The following is a 17,630-nucleotide window of genomic DNA, read 5'->3' as shown; positions in this document are numbered from 1 at the left end:
CCAAGAAGCAACTACAACTGCAAGAGCAATAGCACCCACTGGTTAGTCGCAGCGGAGGGCTTGCATTGGGTCGACTCTGGCGGCGCGGCGGGCTGGGAGCCAGGCTGCTAACACGGTCATGGCTGCTACTACTGCTATGGCGGTGGCGAAGGTGGTGGGGTCGAGGACGGTTAGGCCGAAGAGTTGCTGGCGGATCAGGCGCGTTAACGCAATGGTGAGTGGCAGACCGAGGGTCAGGCCTACTGCCAGGAGGACGAGTGATTCGCGGAGGATCATCCAGAGGACGGCGGTGGTTTGGGAGCCGAGTGCGAGGCGGATGCCGATTTCATTGGTCCTGCGGACTACGGAGTAGCTGATGACGCCGTAGAGGCCGATGGCGGCCAGCAGCAGGGCGAGCGCGGAGAAGATGGTGGTGAGCGTGGAGAAGAGCTGTTCCTGGCTCATCATGCTACCGATCTGTTCGCGGATGGTGCGGATTTCGGCGACGGGGAGGTTGGGGTCGATCTGGGTGATGGTGCGGCGCAGGTCGGCGATGGATTTTTCGGGGTCGGCGGTGGTGCGGACTTCGATGGTGCTGGCGGCGGCGTTGGTGCCTTTCATCTGGGTGAGGGCGAGGTAGGTGGTGGGTCGGGGTGCGGGGTCGCGGGGGTTGCCGGAACGGCTGTCGCGGGCGATGCCGACGATCTGGTAGGGGCCGGGCATGTCGTCGAAGTCGATCTTGAGGGTGCGGCCTACGGCGTCGCCTTTGGGGAAGTAGCGTTGGGCGATGGATTCGCTGATGACGGCAACTTTTGGGCTGGTGGCGGAATCGCTGGGGTTGATGGGGCGGCCGGCGACGATCTGGATACCGGTGGTTTCGAAGAAGTGGCCGGAGACGCGGTTGAGCACGCTGGTCATGTCTTCCTTGGGAGCAGGGGTGTAACCGGGGATGACGATGCCGCCGCCCCAAGTGCCACCGCTGATGGGCGGGGTTTCGGAGAGCGAGGCGGAGCGGACGCCGGGCATGGCTTCGAGGCGTTCAAGGATGGTCTGGTTGAGGGCTGGGGTGCGTTCGGGGGTGTAGCCGCCTAGGGCGGGGTTGATCTGGGCGAGGAGCATGTGGGTGCGCTCGAAGCCGTAGTCCTGGGCCTGGAGGTTGTTGAGGGAGCGGAGGAAGAGGCCGGCGCCGATCAGCAGTAAGAGCGAGAGCATGATCTGGGCGGTGACCAGGATGCGCGGGAAGAGGCGTGCGGAGCGGCTGCCGGTGGTGGCGCGGGTGTTGGAGGAGAGCGACTGGGCTGCGCCGGCTTTCATGGAGCGGGCGGTGGCGATGGCGGGGCCGAGGCCGAAGAGGAGTCCGGTGACGAGGGAGACGCCCAGGGTGAAGAAGAGGACGGGGGCGTCGGGGATGGGACTGAGCGGGGTGAATTCAGCGCCCTCGGTGACGAAGGCGATGAGGGCGCGGGTGGCGGCGAAGGCGAGAGCGAGGCCGAGCAGGCCGCCAAAGAGGGAGAGCAGGAGGGTTTCGATGAGGCTCTGACGGATGATACGGGAGCGGCTGGAGCCGAGGGCCAGGCGGGTGGCGATTTCGCGCTGGCGGGTAGCGGCGCGGGCGAGGAGGAAGTTGGCGAGGTTTGCGCAGGCAATGAGGAGGACGAGCGCGGTGACGACCAGGAGGACGTTGAGGGCGTCGCCGTAGCGGGCACTGAGGTAGGAGACACCGTGGGCGCCGGGGAGGAGCTTCATGGTGGCGTGGTCGATCTCCTGCTGGCGGTCGGGGGAGATGGTGCCGCCCTCTCCGGCGCGGATGTAGGCGCGGAGTTGGTTGTCGAACCATAGTTGGGCATAGTTTGAAGTGCAAGGCGAGCCGCTGGGTTCGCGACAGGTCGCGGGATCGAGGCGGGCGAAGAGATGCAGGAAGAGGATGCCGCGGGGCTGGAGGAAGGGCGGCTGGAGGAGGATCTGCGACTCCATTGTGATGGGGACCCACATGTCGGGCGGGTGGATGTCGGGCTTGATGCCGAGGAAGTTGGGACCCATGACGCCGATGACCTGAAAGGGCGTGGCATTGATGAGGAGGGTTTTGCCGAGGATGGCGGGGTCGGAGGCGAGCTGCTGTTGCCAGTAGTGGTAGCCGAGGATGACGACGGCGGCGCTGCCGGGGGAGGAGACTTCGGAGGGGAGGAAGGTGCGGCCGAGGATGGGGGTGGCGCCGAGGACGGTGAAATAGTTGGCGGAAACCATGCTGGCGGCTAGCTGCTGGGCTGGGGTGTTGCTGGTGGCGCTGGAGCTCTGCAGGTCACGGACGCTCACTCCAGGGGCGAAGCTGGAGTAGGCGGCTACGCCCTGGAAGGGGCCGGGGTTGGCTTCGAGCTGGCGGGCGAAGTCCCAGGTGACGAGGTCGTTGAAGCCGATGTCCATGCCGCCGTTGATGCCGCCGCCGGTGGAGCGGCCCATGGTGACGAGCTGCTCGGGTTTCTGGACGGGGAGGTTGCGGAGCATGACCTGGTGGATCAGCGTGAAAATCGCCGTGTTAGCGCCGATGCCGAGGGCTAGCGAGAGCAGGGCGATGAGCGTGAAGCCGGGGGTTTTGATCATGCTGCGGAGGCTCAGGCGGATGTCCTGAAGGATGCTGTCGAGGGAGGATTCCCAGCGGGAGGACCAGACCTGATGTTTGACGGCGGTGCGGCTGCCCAGCTCGACCTTGGCGGCGCGGCGGGCTTCGGCGGCGCTCATGCCGTTCTGCTGCTTGTGGTGCGCGGAGGCTTCGAGGTAGGTGTCGAGTTCTTCTTCCAGTTCGCGGTCTACGCGGGGTTTCTGGAGGAGGGATTTGAGGCCGGTGGTCAGGTTCTTCAGGCTCATTTTGTGGTCTCCGGGGCTGGGCTCCTTGTTGCTGCTGCCGGTGGAACGAACTGCGGTGACAGCGGGTGATACGGCAAGAGCTAACAGCGAACAGCTAACAGCTAACAGCGAACAGCTAACAGCGGATTCCGCTGAGGGGGATGACAGGAGGAAAGGCAAGTGCAACGGCAGAAGCAGATTCCCTTCGGGAATGACAAACAAGAAAAGCAAAAGTAAAAGCAAGAGCAAGAGCAGGAGCAAGTGCAAGTGCAAGTGCAAGTGCAAGAGCAATTGCGAAGGCAAATGCAAGTGCAACGGCAACGGCGATTTCTCAGGATTCGAGGATTGCTGTGATGGCGGCTTGCTGGCGCGCCCATTGATTGGTTTCGGTTTTGAGGGCTTTGTGGCCTGTTGGGGTTAAGGAGTAGTACTTGGCGCGGCGATTGTTTTCTGTGGCGCGCCACTCGGAGTGGACGTGGCCGGCGCGCTCCATGCGGCTTAGGGCAGGCAGGAGGGAGCCGGGGTTGACTTTGAAGACGCCCTGGGAGATTTGCTCGATGCGCAGGGCTACGCCGTAGCCGTGGTTGGGCTCGAGCGCGAGGGTTTTGAGGATGAGCATTTCGAGGGTGCCCTGGACCATATCCAGTGATCGATCGGGTGACTGGTCGAGAGCCTGGCCGGGCGTGGGGGATTCGGGCATTGCTTTGGTCTCCTCTTGATTAGCTAGAGGAGACTACAGGTTCCTCTTGATTGTCAAGAGGAAGATTCTTCTTGACGGCAAAAAGCCCCAGGCTGACTGCGCCTGGGGCTTGAGTGAATGCCGAGCTGAGATTTCTATGCGCTGTCTAGCGGTGGATGTCGTCGGGGAGGACGGCGTCGGCGACGCGGTCGGGGAGGTGCAATTTGTGGAGGAGATGGGAGATTTCGGGGGCGAACTCGGCGGTGAGGTTGTGGCCGACGAAGGTGGTGAGTTCGATGCCTGCGCGCTGGTAGGCCTGGGTGGTGTCATTGAAGTGATCAGGGTAGATGGCCATGCCGATGAAGCCGCCGGCGGTGGCTCCGGCGAAGTTGCTGAGGGCGAAGGTGCGGCGGCCGGAGACGGAGCGGTTGACGACGGTGAAGGCGAGGGCGTGGAGGACGCGAGTGCCGTAATGGGTGCTGGTGCTGGCGTAGTAGCGGGGGTCTTCATGGTCGATGGCGGCTACGGAGAAGTGGGTGAGGCCGCTGGCGGTGTGGCGGACGAGTTCCGCGCCGTAGTTGCGGCCAAAGGCGCCGCCGCCGTCGGACCATTCGCGGGGGTAGTGGTCGGGCGGGTGGGCCATGATGAGGCCCGTGGAGGCGGCGGGAACGAGAAAGGCGGCGGGGCCGAAGGTGGTGTGGGCTTCGTAGCGGAATCGCATGCCGAGTGTGATGTCGATGGGAGGCGCGGAGGGCGCAGCGGGTGTGTCGAGTGGCCGGGCGACGATGGTCTGGCCTGGGGCGTCGGGGAGCGGTTCGGAGGGCTGGGTTGGCGTCTGGACTGGCGTCTGGACTGGCGTTGGGGTGGACTGCGCGGGATCGGGTTGCTGGGCGCGGGAGGGAATGGCGAGAGCGAGGAAGGCAAAGGCGGGCAGGGCTTTCAGAATTGCTCGCATGGAGGGGAACCCACTTTCTGGAATATGACAGCTATCTGTGACGTCGGATGCGGCGCCGCATATCTGTGATGCGTACGTGCAACAGCCGAGCCTATTTTGTTGATGGTAATGAGTTTTGGGGTTGGGGGCTGGTCTGAATGAGGCAGGGGCAGGTTGGTGCTGCGCACGCAATAGGCCCACCTTAGCCACAAAGACAAATGCGTGGCGAAGGTGGGGCTCCCGGAGTTGGGGTGGTTACCAGGTTAGGGTGAATTCGAGGGTTTGCCAGCCTTGGCCCTGAGGGAAGTGGAGAAACACGCTTATTGGCTCGTCGGCATGCGACAGTGCCCGGTCGTTAAACGATGTCAGTACTTTACCGTCAGGATGCTCCTGCTGATTGAGAACAGTGAATTTTGGATAGATGCCTGTAGCGTGGGTCAGAATCAACCGGACAGTACTGTTTGGTGGGCCTTGGGCCTTGAGCGTAAGGCTCCGTGTGCCGTATTGCGAAGAGACAATCTTAATTTGCTCTGGACGCGAACCCGGGGCGGGTAGTGCATGGGCGGGAAGCACTACCTCGACTGTAGGTTGAGGTATCACAATCTCTTCATCGCGAGCACTTGGCCTTCTTGGCGATCGAGATCCTGCTAGGTCGCTTCGAAGCCGAACTTGCGGATCGAAGGGCTGTCCGTTCGGCGACTGGGCAGTGACTCTTAAGAGGTCGCCTTCGCGTGAGAACTGGATATTAACCTCCTGCTTGCCCAAATGAAGGTTGCGAATCGTGGCGTGGTCCCAGTTAGCGGGGAGGTGGGGGTTGACTGTGATGGTGTTTGTGGCTGCGTCCAGGCTGATACCGAAGAGGCCGCGCAGGGTGGGGGTGATGACCATGGCGCTGGACCAGAGCTGGTGGCTGGTGCTGCGGCCGAAGGGGACGAAGTAGTCGCCGGAGAGGAGTTCGGTGACGGCGCCGGGGTCCTGGGCCCAGGTTAGGTCGGCGTTTTGCATGAGGAGCTGTTCGCCGGCGAGGGGCTGGTTGGCGCGATATTCGGCGAGGGCGGCCCAGCCGGTGAAGAGGGGCCAGACGGAGCCCTGGTGGTAGCTCATGCCGTCGTAGATGGGCTCGTTGGAGGCTACGTCGCGGGTGCCCCAGTCGGTGTCGAGTTGGGGGCTGGCGAAGTTGGCCAGGCAGGTTTCGGGGTGGGCTAGGGGGCTTATCGGTTGGGGAGAAAAGCTCACCTCAGGGGCTAAAGCCCCGGATATTCTTCCCGCCTTATTGCCGGGGATAAATCCCCGGCCTACCTTAGAAGCCGAATCGCCTAAAGCCGGGTCGCCTGGAGGGGCAGTCGCCGACGAGGATTGGTTGTAGTCCCACCAGGCTATTGCGGGGTAGATGGTGGTGGTGTGGTCGGTTTCGCCGCGGGGGTCTGTGGGCGGGTTGTGGCTGAAGGCGTAGCAGCCTTTTTCTTTGTCGTAGTACTCCTGCTCGATGGTGGCCTTAATGCCTGCTGCGCGCTCCTTGGCGCGAATGGCGGCGTATGAAGCGGTTAGCTCTGCCTTCATTTGCAGCTGGCTATTTGCGGACGGGGTCTTTGGCTGATTACTGAGAGCTTGCTCAATGTCGGCATAGGCCAAGCTGGCCTGTTCGTCCAGGGCGGCCATGTAGATTTCCTGGTGGGGCATGGCGCTTTGGCCTTCGTCAGAGGGCCAGGATTCTACCCAGCCTGTGCCCTGAGAGTTGTCGTAGATGCCGTCGTGGTCGGTGTCGTGGGCTGGGTCGGTTTCGAAGGCCCAGGCTTTCTCGATGGCTTCTTTGTGCTTTTGCAGGAAGGCTGTATCGCCGCTGCTGCGGTAGTAGTCGCGCATGGCCATGAGGAAGAGCGGGGTGGCATCGGCGGCGGCCCACATGTAGCCGAACTGTTTCCAGTTGACGGATTCATCGCCGGCGGTCTGGGAGTATTCGTGCATGATCTTACCGTCGGCGCGCTGGCGGTGGATGAGGAATTCGAGCTCGGCGCGGGTGAGGGCGAAGTCGCCGAAGGAGTTGACGGCATAGAGGGTGTAGAGGGCGTCGCGGCCGAAGAACCAGCCGAAGCCGGGGCGGGCGCTGTCGGCGCTGGCGTAGTAGCCGGCTACGAGGGCATCTTGATTGCTAGTGAACTCATGGGCTTTGAGTTGTTCGATGGAGGCTACGCCCCACTGGAAGGCTTCGTTGAGGGCCTTGTCGGGGGTTTCGATGCTGGTGCTTTCGGCAAAAAGCTTTTCATAGGCTGCGGCGTGGGCTTTCCAGGCCTCCGGGATGCTGGCGTTGAGGCTGCGGAGAGCTGCGCCGAGGGCGGCATCGGTGGAGGTTTCCCTGGTGGTGCCGACGGCCATCAGGAGTGGGAAATACCTGGCGGACTGGCCAGTCCCGTCGCGTTTGGGATCGTAGTGAAGGCGGAGCTCCAGGGGGTGGACCTGGGGACGCTCCTGGTAGGGGGCCATGATGCCGGGGGTGGCGGTGGGGATGGTGACGGCTCCGGCGAGGTCGGGGTAGTCCATGTGCAGGGTGTAGTAGCCCTGCGCGGGCGGCGGGACTTCGGAGGTCGTTGCTGAGGCTGGTGCGGAGGCCGGTGCAGAAGTGGGCGTCCACGGAAACTTGACCCAGTCGGGGCCGGGGATGCCGTCGTTGCGTTTGGGCCACATCCAGCGCATTTCGGGAGTGAAACGGAAGACGAAGTCTACCGGGTGGAGGGCGTCGATCTGGAAGAGGACGATTGGGCCGGTGCGTGGGGCAGCCGTTTCGCGTGACCCAGCCGGGAGCTCAGGAGCATCCGGCGAGAACATGATCTGGCGGAGGGTGAAGGCTGCATGGCTGTAGGTGATGGTGGTGTGGTCGGGGCGGACTTCGATATTGGCGGACTGGGGGTTGACGGGGATGGGAACGGCGTAGCCTTCGACGTTGGCTTCGATGGTGAGGTGGGAGAGGAGTTTTACGGGGAGGATCCAGGATTCGAACTGGCCGTCCTGGGTGCCGACGAGGATCCCACGGGGGCCGGCTACGGTGAAGGGTTGCTGCGATTGAGTGGGGCGGGAGATGACCAGACCTTTTTCCGTGAGCGGGAAGGGTGGGGGCGTGATTTGACTCTGGGCGTGGGCGATGGAGGACGCGGCGAGGAGTGCGGGGAGAGCGAGTTTGAGGGCGCGGATAAATTGGGTGTCCATGCCGGGTCAGTGTAAGACATTTCTGGCGGGAGAAGTATTCGGGATATGGATTCCGTGGATGGAACTGTGCTTATCGGCAGGCGTGTGGAGGTGAATGGGGTGGCGGAAGCGGATCTCTTTCGGTGGTATGCTGCTGGGGATGGTGGGTGCTCCAAGCCTGGTTGTGGTGGCGCTTTCGGGTGCTGTTGCTGCCTCTCCGGGGATACCCCGGGGGAACTTGTCGAGCTGGAATTTCGTCGCATGAGAGCGCAGTGCGCACGGGCGCACGTCTTCTCACGCAGGGAGAGCTTCGTTGGAGCGCCCACTGTCTTCTCAGAACAATTCGGAGTGGCGGGGAGGGGCTGCGGCTGAGCTGCGCGGGCTGGGACGAGCCTTGGGTGCGGGCGCGGCTGAGCGTGAGGCGATAGCTGCGCGCGTGGTGGCTGCACTTACGGAGAAGCAGGGGCTGGAAGGTTCTGGAGCGCTCACTGATTCGGCGAAGGTATTGCTGCGTGTGCGGCGCTTCGCGGATGAGTTAGCCGAGCGATATCTCGCCTGGCGCATGACGCGGAGTGCGCTAAGGCCCCGACTGGTAGAGGTTGAGGCGTTTCTGGCTGCGGACCGGTGGGCGCAGCGGTCGTGGAAGACGCTGCAGCGCAGCGGAGTGAGGCCTGCGTTGATGGTGGATGGCAACGCGATGCAGCCGGCGGCGGTGGCGGCGGGGTGGGGTGTTCCGGCGATCTGCACGGTGGGCGAGCTGGCGCGGTGGCTGCGGCTGGATGCCGGGGAGTTGGAGTGGTTTGCCGACTTGAAGGGACTCGCGTTGCGAAGAGGTGCCGCTGAAGCATTGGCGCACTATCACTACCGGTTCCACGCCAAGACTGCGGGCGGGGTGCGGCTGATTGAGGCGCCGAAAGACCGGTTGAAGCTGCTGCAGAGGCAGGTGTTGCGGGAGATTTTGGAGCGGGTGCCGGTGCATGGGGCGGCCCATGGGTTTGTGCGGGGGCGATCGATTCAGACGTTTGCTGCGCCGCATGTGGGGCGGCGGGTGGTGTTGCGCATGGATCTGGAGGACTTCTTTCCTTCCGTTGGGAGCACACGGGTGATGGCGCTGTTCCGGTTGCTGGGATATCCGGAGATGGTGGCGGACAGGCTGGGCGGAATTTGCACGACGGCTACGCCTGGCGCAGTGTGGGTGGGGAGCGGGCTGCGAGGGGATGCCCTGGGTGAGGCGCGCGCGCTGTATCGGCGGAGGCATCTGCCGCAGGGTGCACCGAGTTCGCCGGCGCTGGCGAATGTGTGTGCTTACCGGATGGACTGCCGGTTGAGTGGGCTTGCGCACGCGGCAGGGGCGGCTTATACGCGGTATGCGGATGATCTGGCGTTCTCTGGAGATGGCGATTTTGAGCGCGGGGTGGAGCGGTTTGCTCTGCGGGTGGCGGCGATTGTTGATGAAGAGGGGTTTCGGGTTGGGCACCGGAAGACGCGGGTGATGCGGCAGGGGGTGCGACAGCATCTCGCGGGGCTGGTGGTGAATGAGCGGATGAATGTGGGGCGGGCGGAGTATGACCGGTTGAAGGCTCTGCTCACCAACTGCGCGCGGCATGGGGCGGAGAGTCAGAACCGGGAGGGACTTCCCTGCTTCCGGTTGCATCTGGAGGGGCGGGTGGGGTTTGTGGAGTCTGTCCATGCTGCCCGGGGTGCCAAGCTGCGGGAGATTCTGGGGCGGGTGCGGTGGGATTAGCTATTAGCGGGTTAGCGTGCTTCGCACATTAGCGAGTCAGCAGGTTGGCGGGATTCGTGATTTCCTGTGCTTCGGCAGATAGACGAAGAGTAAGAGCCTGTTTTTCCCATTCAACGAGGAAATTTTGGTGCCTGCCGTGTGTACTATGCGTTATAGTACGCCTGTGATTCCTTTTCGAGTGACATACCGTGCTGGTCTTTCACTGTTTGAGCAGACGGTGTATGCGGCGACGAAAGCGATTGTCGCAGGGCAATTGAGACCTGGGGATGCGTTTCCTTCGGTGCGCGCGCTGAGCCGTGAGTTGAAGATCAATCCGAATACGGCGGCGAAGATCGTGGCGCATTTGTTAAGTGAAGGATTGCTGGAGAGCCTACCGGGGATTGGAACGGTGGTGGCGGAGTTGCCGGACTCGACGAAGAAAGAGCGGACACGGTTACTGGGGCGGGAGATCGAGGAGCTTGTGGTCGAGGCGAAGCGGCTTGGTATTGAGCGTGAACAGATGCTGGAGGCTTTCCAGGCGCACTGGCTGCGGCTAAGCAAAGATCAGGGCAGAGAGGGGCGGGGATGACAGAGGTTCTTTCTACGGAGCGGTTGACGAAGAGATATCGCAGGAACCGGGCGCTGGACGATGTGACGTTTTCCGTGCCGGAAGGGGCAATCTATGGGCTGGTGGGAGCGAATGGCGCAGGCAAGACAACGTTGCTCAAGACACTGATGAATGTGATCTCGCCGACGGCGGGAACGGCACAGGTGCTGGGCATGGATTCGCGGTCGATTGCGGGGAAGAGCTTTGAGCGGATCGGGTATGTGTCGGAAAACCAGGAGCTGCCTGAGGGGATGACGGTGGGCGCATTGCTCCGGTATCTGAGGGTGTTCTACCCGGAGTGGGACACTGAGCTGGAGGCGCGGCTGGTGCGGCAGTTCGATCTGCCGCTGGATCGCAAGCTGAAGCATCTTTCGCGGGGGATGCGGATGAAGGCGGCATTTGCGAGTTCGCTGGCGTACCGGCCAAAGGTGCTGGTGCTGGACGAGCCGTTCTCTGGACTTGATCCCTTGGTGCGGGATGAGCTGATCGCGGGGTTGCTGGATCAGGCTGGGGAGACGACGGTGCTGCTGTCTTCGCATGACCTGGCGGAGATTGAGAGCTTTGCGAGTCACATCGGATTTCTGGAGCAGGGGCGGATGCTGTTCAGCGATGAGATGGGGGTGCTGAAGGAGCGGTTTCGCGAGGTGACGGTGACGCTGGCAGCGCCGGGTGCTCTGCCGGTAAGTGTGCCGCGTGGATGGATGCAGATGGAGATGGTGAACTCGGTGGTGCGGTTTGTGCACAGCGAGTTTGAGGGGGACGCGAGCGTGGCCGAAATTGCTGCGGTGTATGGCGGAGCTAAGCAGATTGTGTGCGAGCCGATGGCGTTGCGGGATATCTTTCTGGCGATTGCACGGGCGGAGCGGGATGTCCGGCGCAGTAACAATGTGAGGGTGAGCGCTTGAGACACATCCTGCATATCTTTGCGAAAGATTCACGGCGGTTCTGGATTGAGATTCTTCTCTCGCTCACTGTCGTTGCTGCATTCGTGCTGGTGTATCCGGCGAGTTGGAACGGACACCGTACTATTTACGCGCTCGGACTGGGGGGATTCAGTTATGACCAGCAGCGCCGAATGGAAATCTTTGCCAATGTGCTGACGGGCCTGGTGCCGCTGAGCTGGTGGTTGCTGATTACGCGTGTGGTTCATGCGGAGAGTTTGGTGGGGGACCGGCAATTCTGGATTACGCGACCGATTGCATGGTGGAAGCTGCTGAGTGCGAAGCTACTGTTCTTGCTGGCGTATGTCTTAATACCTTTCTTCTTGTCGCAGTGGGTGCTGCTGATGCGGGCGGGATTTCAACTGCGTGATTATGTGCCTGGGGTGCTGTTCAATCTGCTGTCGAATGTAACGTTTATGATCTTGCCGCTCATGGCGCTGGCGGCAGTTACGAAGAACTTTGCACGCATGACGCTGACGTTGCTGGCGAGCCTGATTGGGATTCTTGGGATCTCTTATCTCTGCTACCGATACCTGGCGGAGAACCGCAATACACCGGGGGAGGATAACTATTCGTTGCTATTACCGTTGTTCGTGCTCTGCATTGCGATTGTGGTGCAATATGCGGTGCGCAGGGTCTGGCTGGCGAGGATGTTGCTGATTGCGCTTGTGCTGGGATTCGTGGGGTTTGGGATATTGCCGACATCTGGGATGGTGGAGGCGGCGTATCCAGCTTCGAGAAGCCGGCTTGAGGAGCCGGCGCAAATCACTCTGCGTCGGGACGTGCGGCAAACTTTTGGAGCCTCAAGCGACAGCCCGGGCGACGCAGTTAATGTCTCGTTTCCAATTCAGGTTGACGGCGTGGCGACGGGACACGCGGTGATGCTGGAGAATGCCAGGTTCTCGGTCGAGAGTAAGAATGGGGCGAAGTGGGATTCGACCTGGCAGGTGGCGTACAACCAGAACTTTCTGCCGGGACAATCGCAGGGGTCTGTGCAGGTGAAGATGAGCCGCGAGGCGTATGAGCGATTCAAGAACAATGAGGTGAGGTTGCGTTTGTTCTTTGCTGTGACCGAGGCACGCGATGTGGAAGAAACGCATGTGGAGTTATCGATGCGGGAAGTTTTCATTCCTCATTTAGGGATCTGTCCGGCAGGAGCTTTTTTCCTATCGCGATTGGACGGAGGGAGCGGGCTGGCGTGCCGTGCGGCGATGCATGGGCCAGACAAGATGTATGTATCTGCGCCATGGACAAGCGGCCCCTGTAAACGGGCGAATGCTGACCCTGAGAAGGAGTCCAAGGTAGCTGTCTCAGGAGAATGGATTGGGGCATTCAGCCACGAACCTGCGGAATTTGGAATGACGCCTGTGTGGGATGCATCTGTTTGGCTTTCGAAACCAGATAACAGAGATGAGTACCATTTGTGCCCTGGTGAGATCGTGACTGTTGCCCGGTATGAGGCTGTGCGGTCGGTGCAGGTAGGCCTGACAGCGGAAGGATACCGACTGCCGGAACTCGACAAGGGTTTGAGTATGGGGGACCTGATCCTGCAGTTGAAATGAGGCTTTGGCGCTGCTTGTTCCTGACTGCGCTGCGGGGGGTTGGTGGGGAGTTCTATACTGCTTGGCGACTGAGGTTAGGGGCATGGTTTGCTTTGAGCGGTGGCGAATACTTGTGGGGTTGGTGGGGATTGTTATGGGTGCTGCGGTGAATGGGAATGCTAAGGCGCCGGCGGAGACTGTGCCGAGCAGTGCGGCGATGGTGGTGCCGGCTTCAGGGGGCGCGGATAGTGCGTGGTGGCGTCATGCTGTGATCTATGAGATTTATCCGCGGAGTTTTCAGGATTCGAATGGGGATGGGATCGGGGATATCAATGGGATTACTTCGCGGCTGGATTATCTGAAGGATCTTGGTATCGATGCGATCTGGATTACTCCGATGTATCCTTCGCCGGGGGTGGATTACGGGTATGACATTTCTGACTACACGGCGATCGATCCTGAGTATGGGACGATGGCGGACTTTGACCGCATGGTGGCGGCGGCGAAGGAGCGTGGGATTCGGGTGCTGATGGACTACGTGATCAACCACACTTCGGATCAGCATGACTGGTTCAAGGAGTCGCGGTCGTCGAAGACGAATCCGAAGCGGGACTGGTATATCTGGCGCGATGGCAAGGTGGATGCCAATGGCAAGATGCAGCCTCCGAATAACTGGCAGTCGTGGTTTGGACATTCGGCGTGGACGTGGGATGAGACAACGAAGCAGTACTACTATCACTACTTTTACTCGCAGCAGCCGGACTTGAACTGGCGCAACCCTGAGGTGCGGAAGGCGATGTATGGGGTGCTTGAGTTCTGGATGAAGCATGGGGTGGCGGGTTTCCGGATCGATGCCGTTTCGCGGCTGTTTGAGGACCCGGAGATGCGGGATGACCCGTATCTGCCGGGGTATAACGCGTATGGCGACCGCAACATTCAGCATAAGTACACGGATGATTTGCCTGAGGTGCATGATGTGCTGCGCGAAGTGCGCGCTGTGGTGGATAAGTTCCCTGGCGACCCGGTTCTGGTGACGGAGGCGGATGAGCCGAACATTGCCGCGTTGACGCAGATGTATGGCAAGGACGGGAAGCTGGATGAAGTGCAGTTGCCGATGGACTTTCAGATTGCGGATGTGAATGTGCTGTCGGCGGCGAAGTTTCGCGAGCGGTTCAATGAAGTGGAGGCGAATGCGGCGAAGGGGCAGCCGGAGTATTTCTTCAGCAATCATGATCAGCCGCGGCAGTGGGATCGCTATGGCGATGGCGTGCACAACGATGCGATTGCGAAGCTGATGGCGGCGCTGTTGCTGACGACGCGCGGGACCCCGCAGATGTATTACGGGGAAGAGATTGGGATGCGGACGACGGACCCGGCGCGGATTGAGGATGTGCATGATCCGATCGGGAAACTGGGATGGCCGAAGGAGAAGGGCCGCGATGGAGAGCGGACTCCGATGCAGTGGGATGCTGGGGTTCATGCGGGATTTACGACGGGCAAGCCGTGGCTGCCGGTGCCGCCGAGTGCTGCGACTTATAACGTGGCGGTTGAGAGTAAGAATGAGGATTCGATCTTCAGCACTTACAAGCGGCTGCTGAAGTTACGCAGGGATGAGCCGGCACTGCGGGATGGGGATTACACGAGTTTGAATGCCGGGGATGCCGACGTGTTTGCATTCGTGCGCAAGGGTGGCGGGGAGACGGTGGCGGTGGCGCTGAATATGAGTGCGCAGGCGCGGTCGGTTTCTTTGAAAGAGGCTGGTATGAGTGGCGATGTTTTGTATCGGACCCCTTTGGGGAGGGCTGGCTTGGCTGCTGAGACCCTGCCGCTTGGGAGGGTGGAGCTGGCGCCTTTTGAGGTGCTGGTGCTGCGGGTGAAGGAATAGCGTTATTGGACGCGGAGACGTTCGGCGACTCGCTGTTCCAGGCGGGAGAGTTCGTCGAGGACGGAGTTGCCCCAAAGGCGGAGGCCCAGTTTCCGGGTGAGCTTGTTTTTGCTTTTGTAGCGTTCCCGCCAGGTGTCGACTTCCTGGTTGCCGGTGGGAACTGGATCTTCCGGGCCGCGGAGGAGGTCTCTTTCGAGGGCGAGGTTGAGGTTGCGAATGGTTTCGAAGGATCGTTCGCGATTGGGGAGCAGAAGACTGCCGGCGACGAGGCGGATGAAGCGGATTCGGAAGGCGTTGTTGCGGTAGGAGCCAAGGGCGGCGAGGAAGTCCGCAGGGGCGATTTCGGATGGGGTCCGCTGGAAGGAGCGGAAGCGGCGCCAGTCGAGATACCAGCTGACGGTGAACAATCCACACGCGCCGATGGTCAGGATGCTGCAAAGGACAGAGAACACGACGAGTGCGGGTCCCTGACCGCTGCTGATGAAGCTGAGGAATTCTATCTCTGCAAAGAGAAAAGCCGCGAAGGCTAGATAGCCGAGACCCCATTTCCTGAGGTGCTTTGTGATGGCGGAGATCCCCTGACGGGGAGCGCGCACGAAACAGAGGATCGGGTATGCCGATAGCAGGGGCCACCAGTGCCGTGAGGTGAAGAGGCCGCTTGCCACGGCCGCTGTGGCCATTGGAGCCCAGGCAACGGAGAAGGCAAACGCGATTCCGAGAAGGGATGGAACAGCATACGCCGCGGGACTATGCGGCCATTCCTGGAAGACGTTGGGAAAGGAGTGCTTGAATAACCAATCGGCAGATTTCTGATTCAGATCGATCATGTTGAAGAGGACGAGAGCGCCCATCAGGGGAATGCGGGCGATCAGGCAGACAATGACCGTGGCCAGAGTTCGGGCTTTGAGCGCGCCTTCCGGGGAGGGGGTGGATTTTGGAATCCACCTGAGCCATCGCGGAGGAGTGGCCAGCGGGGCACTGGTGTTGGGGTTCAGGGAGGGGTGGGAGCCAACTTTGCTTAGGAGCTGCCGCAAGACTGGCAGGATCATCCACGATATCGCGATCAGGTACGCGGAGAACCCGCGTGACTCGGTGCTGGCTCCAGGCAAGATAACGGCGAGGATGAGCAGGGCGAGGTGAATGAGCGTGTCGATGAGGCTGATGCGGGTCAAGAGGCGTGCGGCTGAGAGCAGGCGGCCATCGTCCCGGAAACGGCCGAGGAAGGCGAACAGGATGCGGCGGCTCTGCATCAGTTCGCGATCGGCGGAGCGGTTGAGGAGGGTAAGGCGGATCCAGGTGCTGACGTCTTCCGGGAGCGTGGGCAGGACTCGCAACTGGCGAAAGGCGATATCGTCGAGAACGCGGCTTTTGAAGGAGATGGCGAAGCGGAGCATGGGGATGAGGTCGGATTGGAGGAGGATACCGGAGACTTCGAGGGCGAGCCTGCGATCTTCGAGGCGTCCGCGATAGAGGGCGGAGCGGAGAATGCCGGCGGCGTACGTGCGGATCTCGGGCGTGAGGCGGGAGGGATCGTCGCTGCAGCCATCCTGAAGGATGGAGAGGACGTGCAGTGATTTGGGCGGCCAGAGGAAGAACTCAGGCGCGGAGAGAGCAGGCCTGGATGGGACCTGAGTGCCGTTCAGGTCGGAGGTGGGGGTATCGGGTGGCTGGTATTGGTTGTTCTGCTGAATGGCGAGGACGGAGCTTTCGAGGATGGCGGAGGAGAGCTCTAGGAGCTTGTCGAGACGCGGGCCTGCTTCTGAGCCGCAGAGGACGGCGGCAGTCTCGCGCCAGCGGGCCTCCTGTAGAAGATCTTCGTTGGAGACGCAGTTAGCGTCGAGGAGTACATGGCAGGTGGCGAAGTACTCCTGAAAGCGGCGGTGGGAGAAGGTGAAGCGATGCTTCAGACCTTCGATGTCTCCCCGTGCGAAACGCAGCTCTTCGAGCAGGTCGAGGAGGACGTTGCCTTGACGCCAGTCTTTGCTGCTGGGCCGGACCGCGCGGATGAGGGCGTCGCGGGTTGGGTTGAGGCCGAGACGAGTGTCGGAGACGATGCCGAAGGCGACCGCTTCGGCAAAGGAGCGGAGCCCGGCGGGGTCGGATTTGGCCTGGAGGAGGAGGTCTTCTTGGTCCTGGAGCCTTGCCTTGACGAAGTTCTCAAAGAGGGCATGAGCGTTGGAGGGAACGGCCTCTCCCTGGCGAACATACTCGATGAGCAGGCTGAGGTACATGGGGTTTTCGCAGATGTAGCGGACGGCGGTACTGGGGGCTGCGATGCCGCTGGTGATGCGGTCGGCGGCAGTTTCACTCAGGTTGGCTTTGCGCACGAGCTGGTCGCGGTGGGATTCCGTAAGGGGCAGGATACGAAACTTGGAGAGTGAGCTGTTGCGGGGACGGCGGAAAGAGCGGGTGGCGAGGCGGGTCTTGCAGCGATTGAACTCGGTTGCGAAGGCGAGGATGGCGGAGGAGTAGAGATCGACGGTATCGCTGAGGTCTTCTGAGTTGAGAACGTCAGGAATTTCATCGAAGGAGTCGAAGAGAAAGAACCACCATCCGTCTCGGACACCCTTATCGAAGTAACTATCGAGGAAGGTGTTGATCTCGGTGTTGTTGGAGCGGCGCAGCTGGCTGAGGACGAACTGGCGGATAAGACTGGCGTCGATTTGCTGGTCGTCGGTGCGTTCAAGGAGCTTGAGGTTGAGGTAGAGGGCGACTGGGGCGTTGGGCCTCCAGGTGCCGGTGGCAGATGCGCAGATGCGCAGGGCGGCTTCGCGGAGGAGAACGGTCTTGCCGGAGCCCGGGTCTCCTTCCACGAGGGTGAAGGAGTCAGAGGAAGCGACGAGTGCTTCAGCTATGGACCTGATACGGGTGGGTCCGAAAGCAAGCGGTGACATGAGCCGGCTGAGGAAGTTTTTGTCTTCACCGTTGCCGGGGTAATACTCGGCTTCGAGGTCCGTGAAGCGTGTGGACTGCCACGACTCCTGTTCGTTCTGGCGGCGGATCTGCTGAACCAGATAGTCGGTGAACAGGCTGCGCAGGCGAAGGCGCTCCCGCTCTTCGGGGGTGGCGCGTGCCCGGCGGAGGGATTCAAGGAGAGCTTTGACGGGATCGTGGAGATTCTTCCACAGAAAGCCGATCAGGGAGGCCAGAAGTACAAGGACGATCAAGGGTTGAGCGATGAAGCTGAACCATGGAGGAGGCGTGGCGTGGAACAACGACTGGTATAGCTTCGGATCGGTGAGAATCTGCCAGACGACCTTCGGCTCCATTCGTCGCTTCCTCTTTTTAGAGTGGAACCATTTATACCACCTTGCTTTGAT

The 17,630-nt window shown here is 61.4% G+C and carries 10 protein-coding genes; 5 read left to right on the top strand and 5 right to left on the bottom strand.

All coding sequences use genetic code 11. The features are described 5' to 3' along the window. Positions 1 to 42 precede the first annotated feature (42 nt). The 4 genes from AC5S27_RS23915 to AC5S27_RS23900 form a co-directional block, all read right to left on the bottom strand. Positions 43 to 2,841, bottom strand: coding sequence for an ABC transporter permease (locus tag AC5S27_RS23915; protein ID WP_493937073.1), 2,799 nt, complete (start codon positions 2,839 to 2,841; stop codon positions 43 to 45). Between the two features lie 310 nt (positions 2,842 to 3,151). Next, positions 3,152 to 3,520 (bottom strand): PadR family transcriptional regulator, encoded by a 369-nt coding sequence (locus AC5S27_RS23910; protein WP_493937072.1) that lies wholly within the window; start codon positions 3,518 to 3,520, stop codon positions 3,152 to 3,154. Positions 3,521 to 3,665: 145 nt separating this feature from the next. Then, complete coding sequence (locus AC5S27_RS23905; protein WP_493937071.1) at positions 3,666 to 4,454, bottom strand: hypothetical protein; 789 nt, start codon at positions 4,452 to 4,454, stop codon at positions 3,666 to 3,668. A 234-nt stretch (positions 4,455 to 4,688) separates the two neighbouring features. After that, on the bottom strand, positions 4,689 to 7,634 hold the full coding sequence (locus AC5S27_RS23900) for an amylo-alpha-1,6-glucosidase (protein ID WP_493937070.1): 2,946 nt from the start codon (positions 7,632 to 7,634) through the stop codon (positions 4,689 to 4,691). 292 nt (positions 7,635 to 7,926) lie between these two features. Here AC5S27_RS23900 and AC5S27_RS23895 point away from each other — a divergent pair, with 292 nt between their 5' ends. From AC5S27_RS23895 to AC5S27_RS23875, 5 genes are all read left to right on the top strand, one after another. Then, positions 7,927 to 9,357 (top strand): reverse transcriptase family protein, encoded by a 1,431-nt coding sequence (locus AC5S27_RS23895; protein ID WP_493937069.1) that lies wholly within the window; start codon positions 7,927 to 7,929, stop codon positions 9,355 to 9,357. 178 nt (positions 9,358 to 9,535) lie between these two features. Next, positions 9,536 to 9,925, top strand: a complete 390-nt coding sequence (locus AC5S27_RS23890) for a GntR family transcriptional regulator (protein ID WP_493937068.1) — start codon at positions 9,536 to 9,538, stop codon at positions 9,923 to 9,925. Further along, on the top strand, positions 9,922 to 10,848 hold the full coding sequence (locus tag AC5S27_RS23885) for an ABC transporter ATP-binding protein (protein WP_493937067.1): 927 nt from the start codon (positions 9,922 to 9,924) through the stop codon (positions 10,846 to 10,848). Before AC5S27_RS23890 ends, AC5S27_RS23885 begins: the two co-directional genes overlap by 4 nt. Further along, a complete protein-coding gene (locus AC5S27_RS23880; RefSeq protein WP_493937066.1) occupies positions 10,845 to 12,446 on the top strand; it encodes a hypothetical protein in 1,602 nt (533 codons plus the stop codon). Before AC5S27_RS23885 ends, AC5S27_RS23880 begins: the two co-directional genes overlap by 4 nt. A gap of 61 nt (positions 12,447 to 12,507) precedes the next feature. Then, positions 12,508 to 14,310 (top strand): alpha-glucosidase, encoded by a 1,803-nt coding sequence (locus tag AC5S27_RS23875; protein WP_493937065.1) that lies wholly within the window; start codon positions 12,508 to 12,510, stop codon positions 14,308 to 14,310. A gap of 2 nt (positions 14,311 to 14,312) precedes the next feature. Here AC5S27_RS23875 and AC5S27_RS23870 read toward each other — a convergent pair whose 3' ends face one another. Further along, positions 14,313 to 17,579: an NACHT domain-containing protein gene (locus AC5S27_RS23870; RefSeq protein WP_493937064.1), complete on the bottom strand. Its 3,267-nt coding sequence runs from the start codon at positions 17,577 to 17,579 to the stop codon at positions 14,313 to 14,315. Positions 17,580 to 17,630: the final 51 nt, after the last annotated feature.

The organism is Acidicapsa borealis (assembly GCF_059115245.1).
This window is presented reverse-complemented; position numbering and strand designations above follow the sequence as displayed.

What these genes read in the sequence shown, in the direction of transcription:
- AC5S27_RS23910 (WP_493937072.1), bottom strand. Translation starts at nt 3,520, where the DNA reads ATGCCCGAATCCCCCACGCCCGGCCAGGCTCTCGACCAGTCACCCGAT.
- AC5S27_RS23870 (WP_493937064.1), bottom strand. Translation starts at nt 17,579, where the DNA reads ATGGAGCCGAAGGTCGTCTGGCAGATTCTCACCGATCCGAAGCTATAC.
- AC5S27_RS23915 (WP_493937073.1), bottom strand. Translation starts at nt 2,841, where the DNA reads ATGAGCCTGAAGAACCTGACCACCGGCCTCAAATCCCTCCTCCAGAAA.
- AC5S27_RS23900 (WP_493937070.1), bottom strand. Translation starts at nt 7,634, where the DNA reads ATGGACACCCAATTTATCCGCGCCCTCAAACTCGCTCTCCCCGCACTC.
- AC5S27_RS23885 (WP_493937067.1), top strand. Translation starts at nt 9,922, where the DNA reads ATGACAGAGGTTCTTTCTACGGAGCGGTTGACGAAGAGATATCGCAGG.
- AC5S27_RS23905 (WP_493937071.1), bottom strand. Translation starts at nt 4,454, where the DNA reads ATGCGAGCAATTCTGAAAGCCCTGCCCGCCTTTGCCTTCCTCGCTCTC.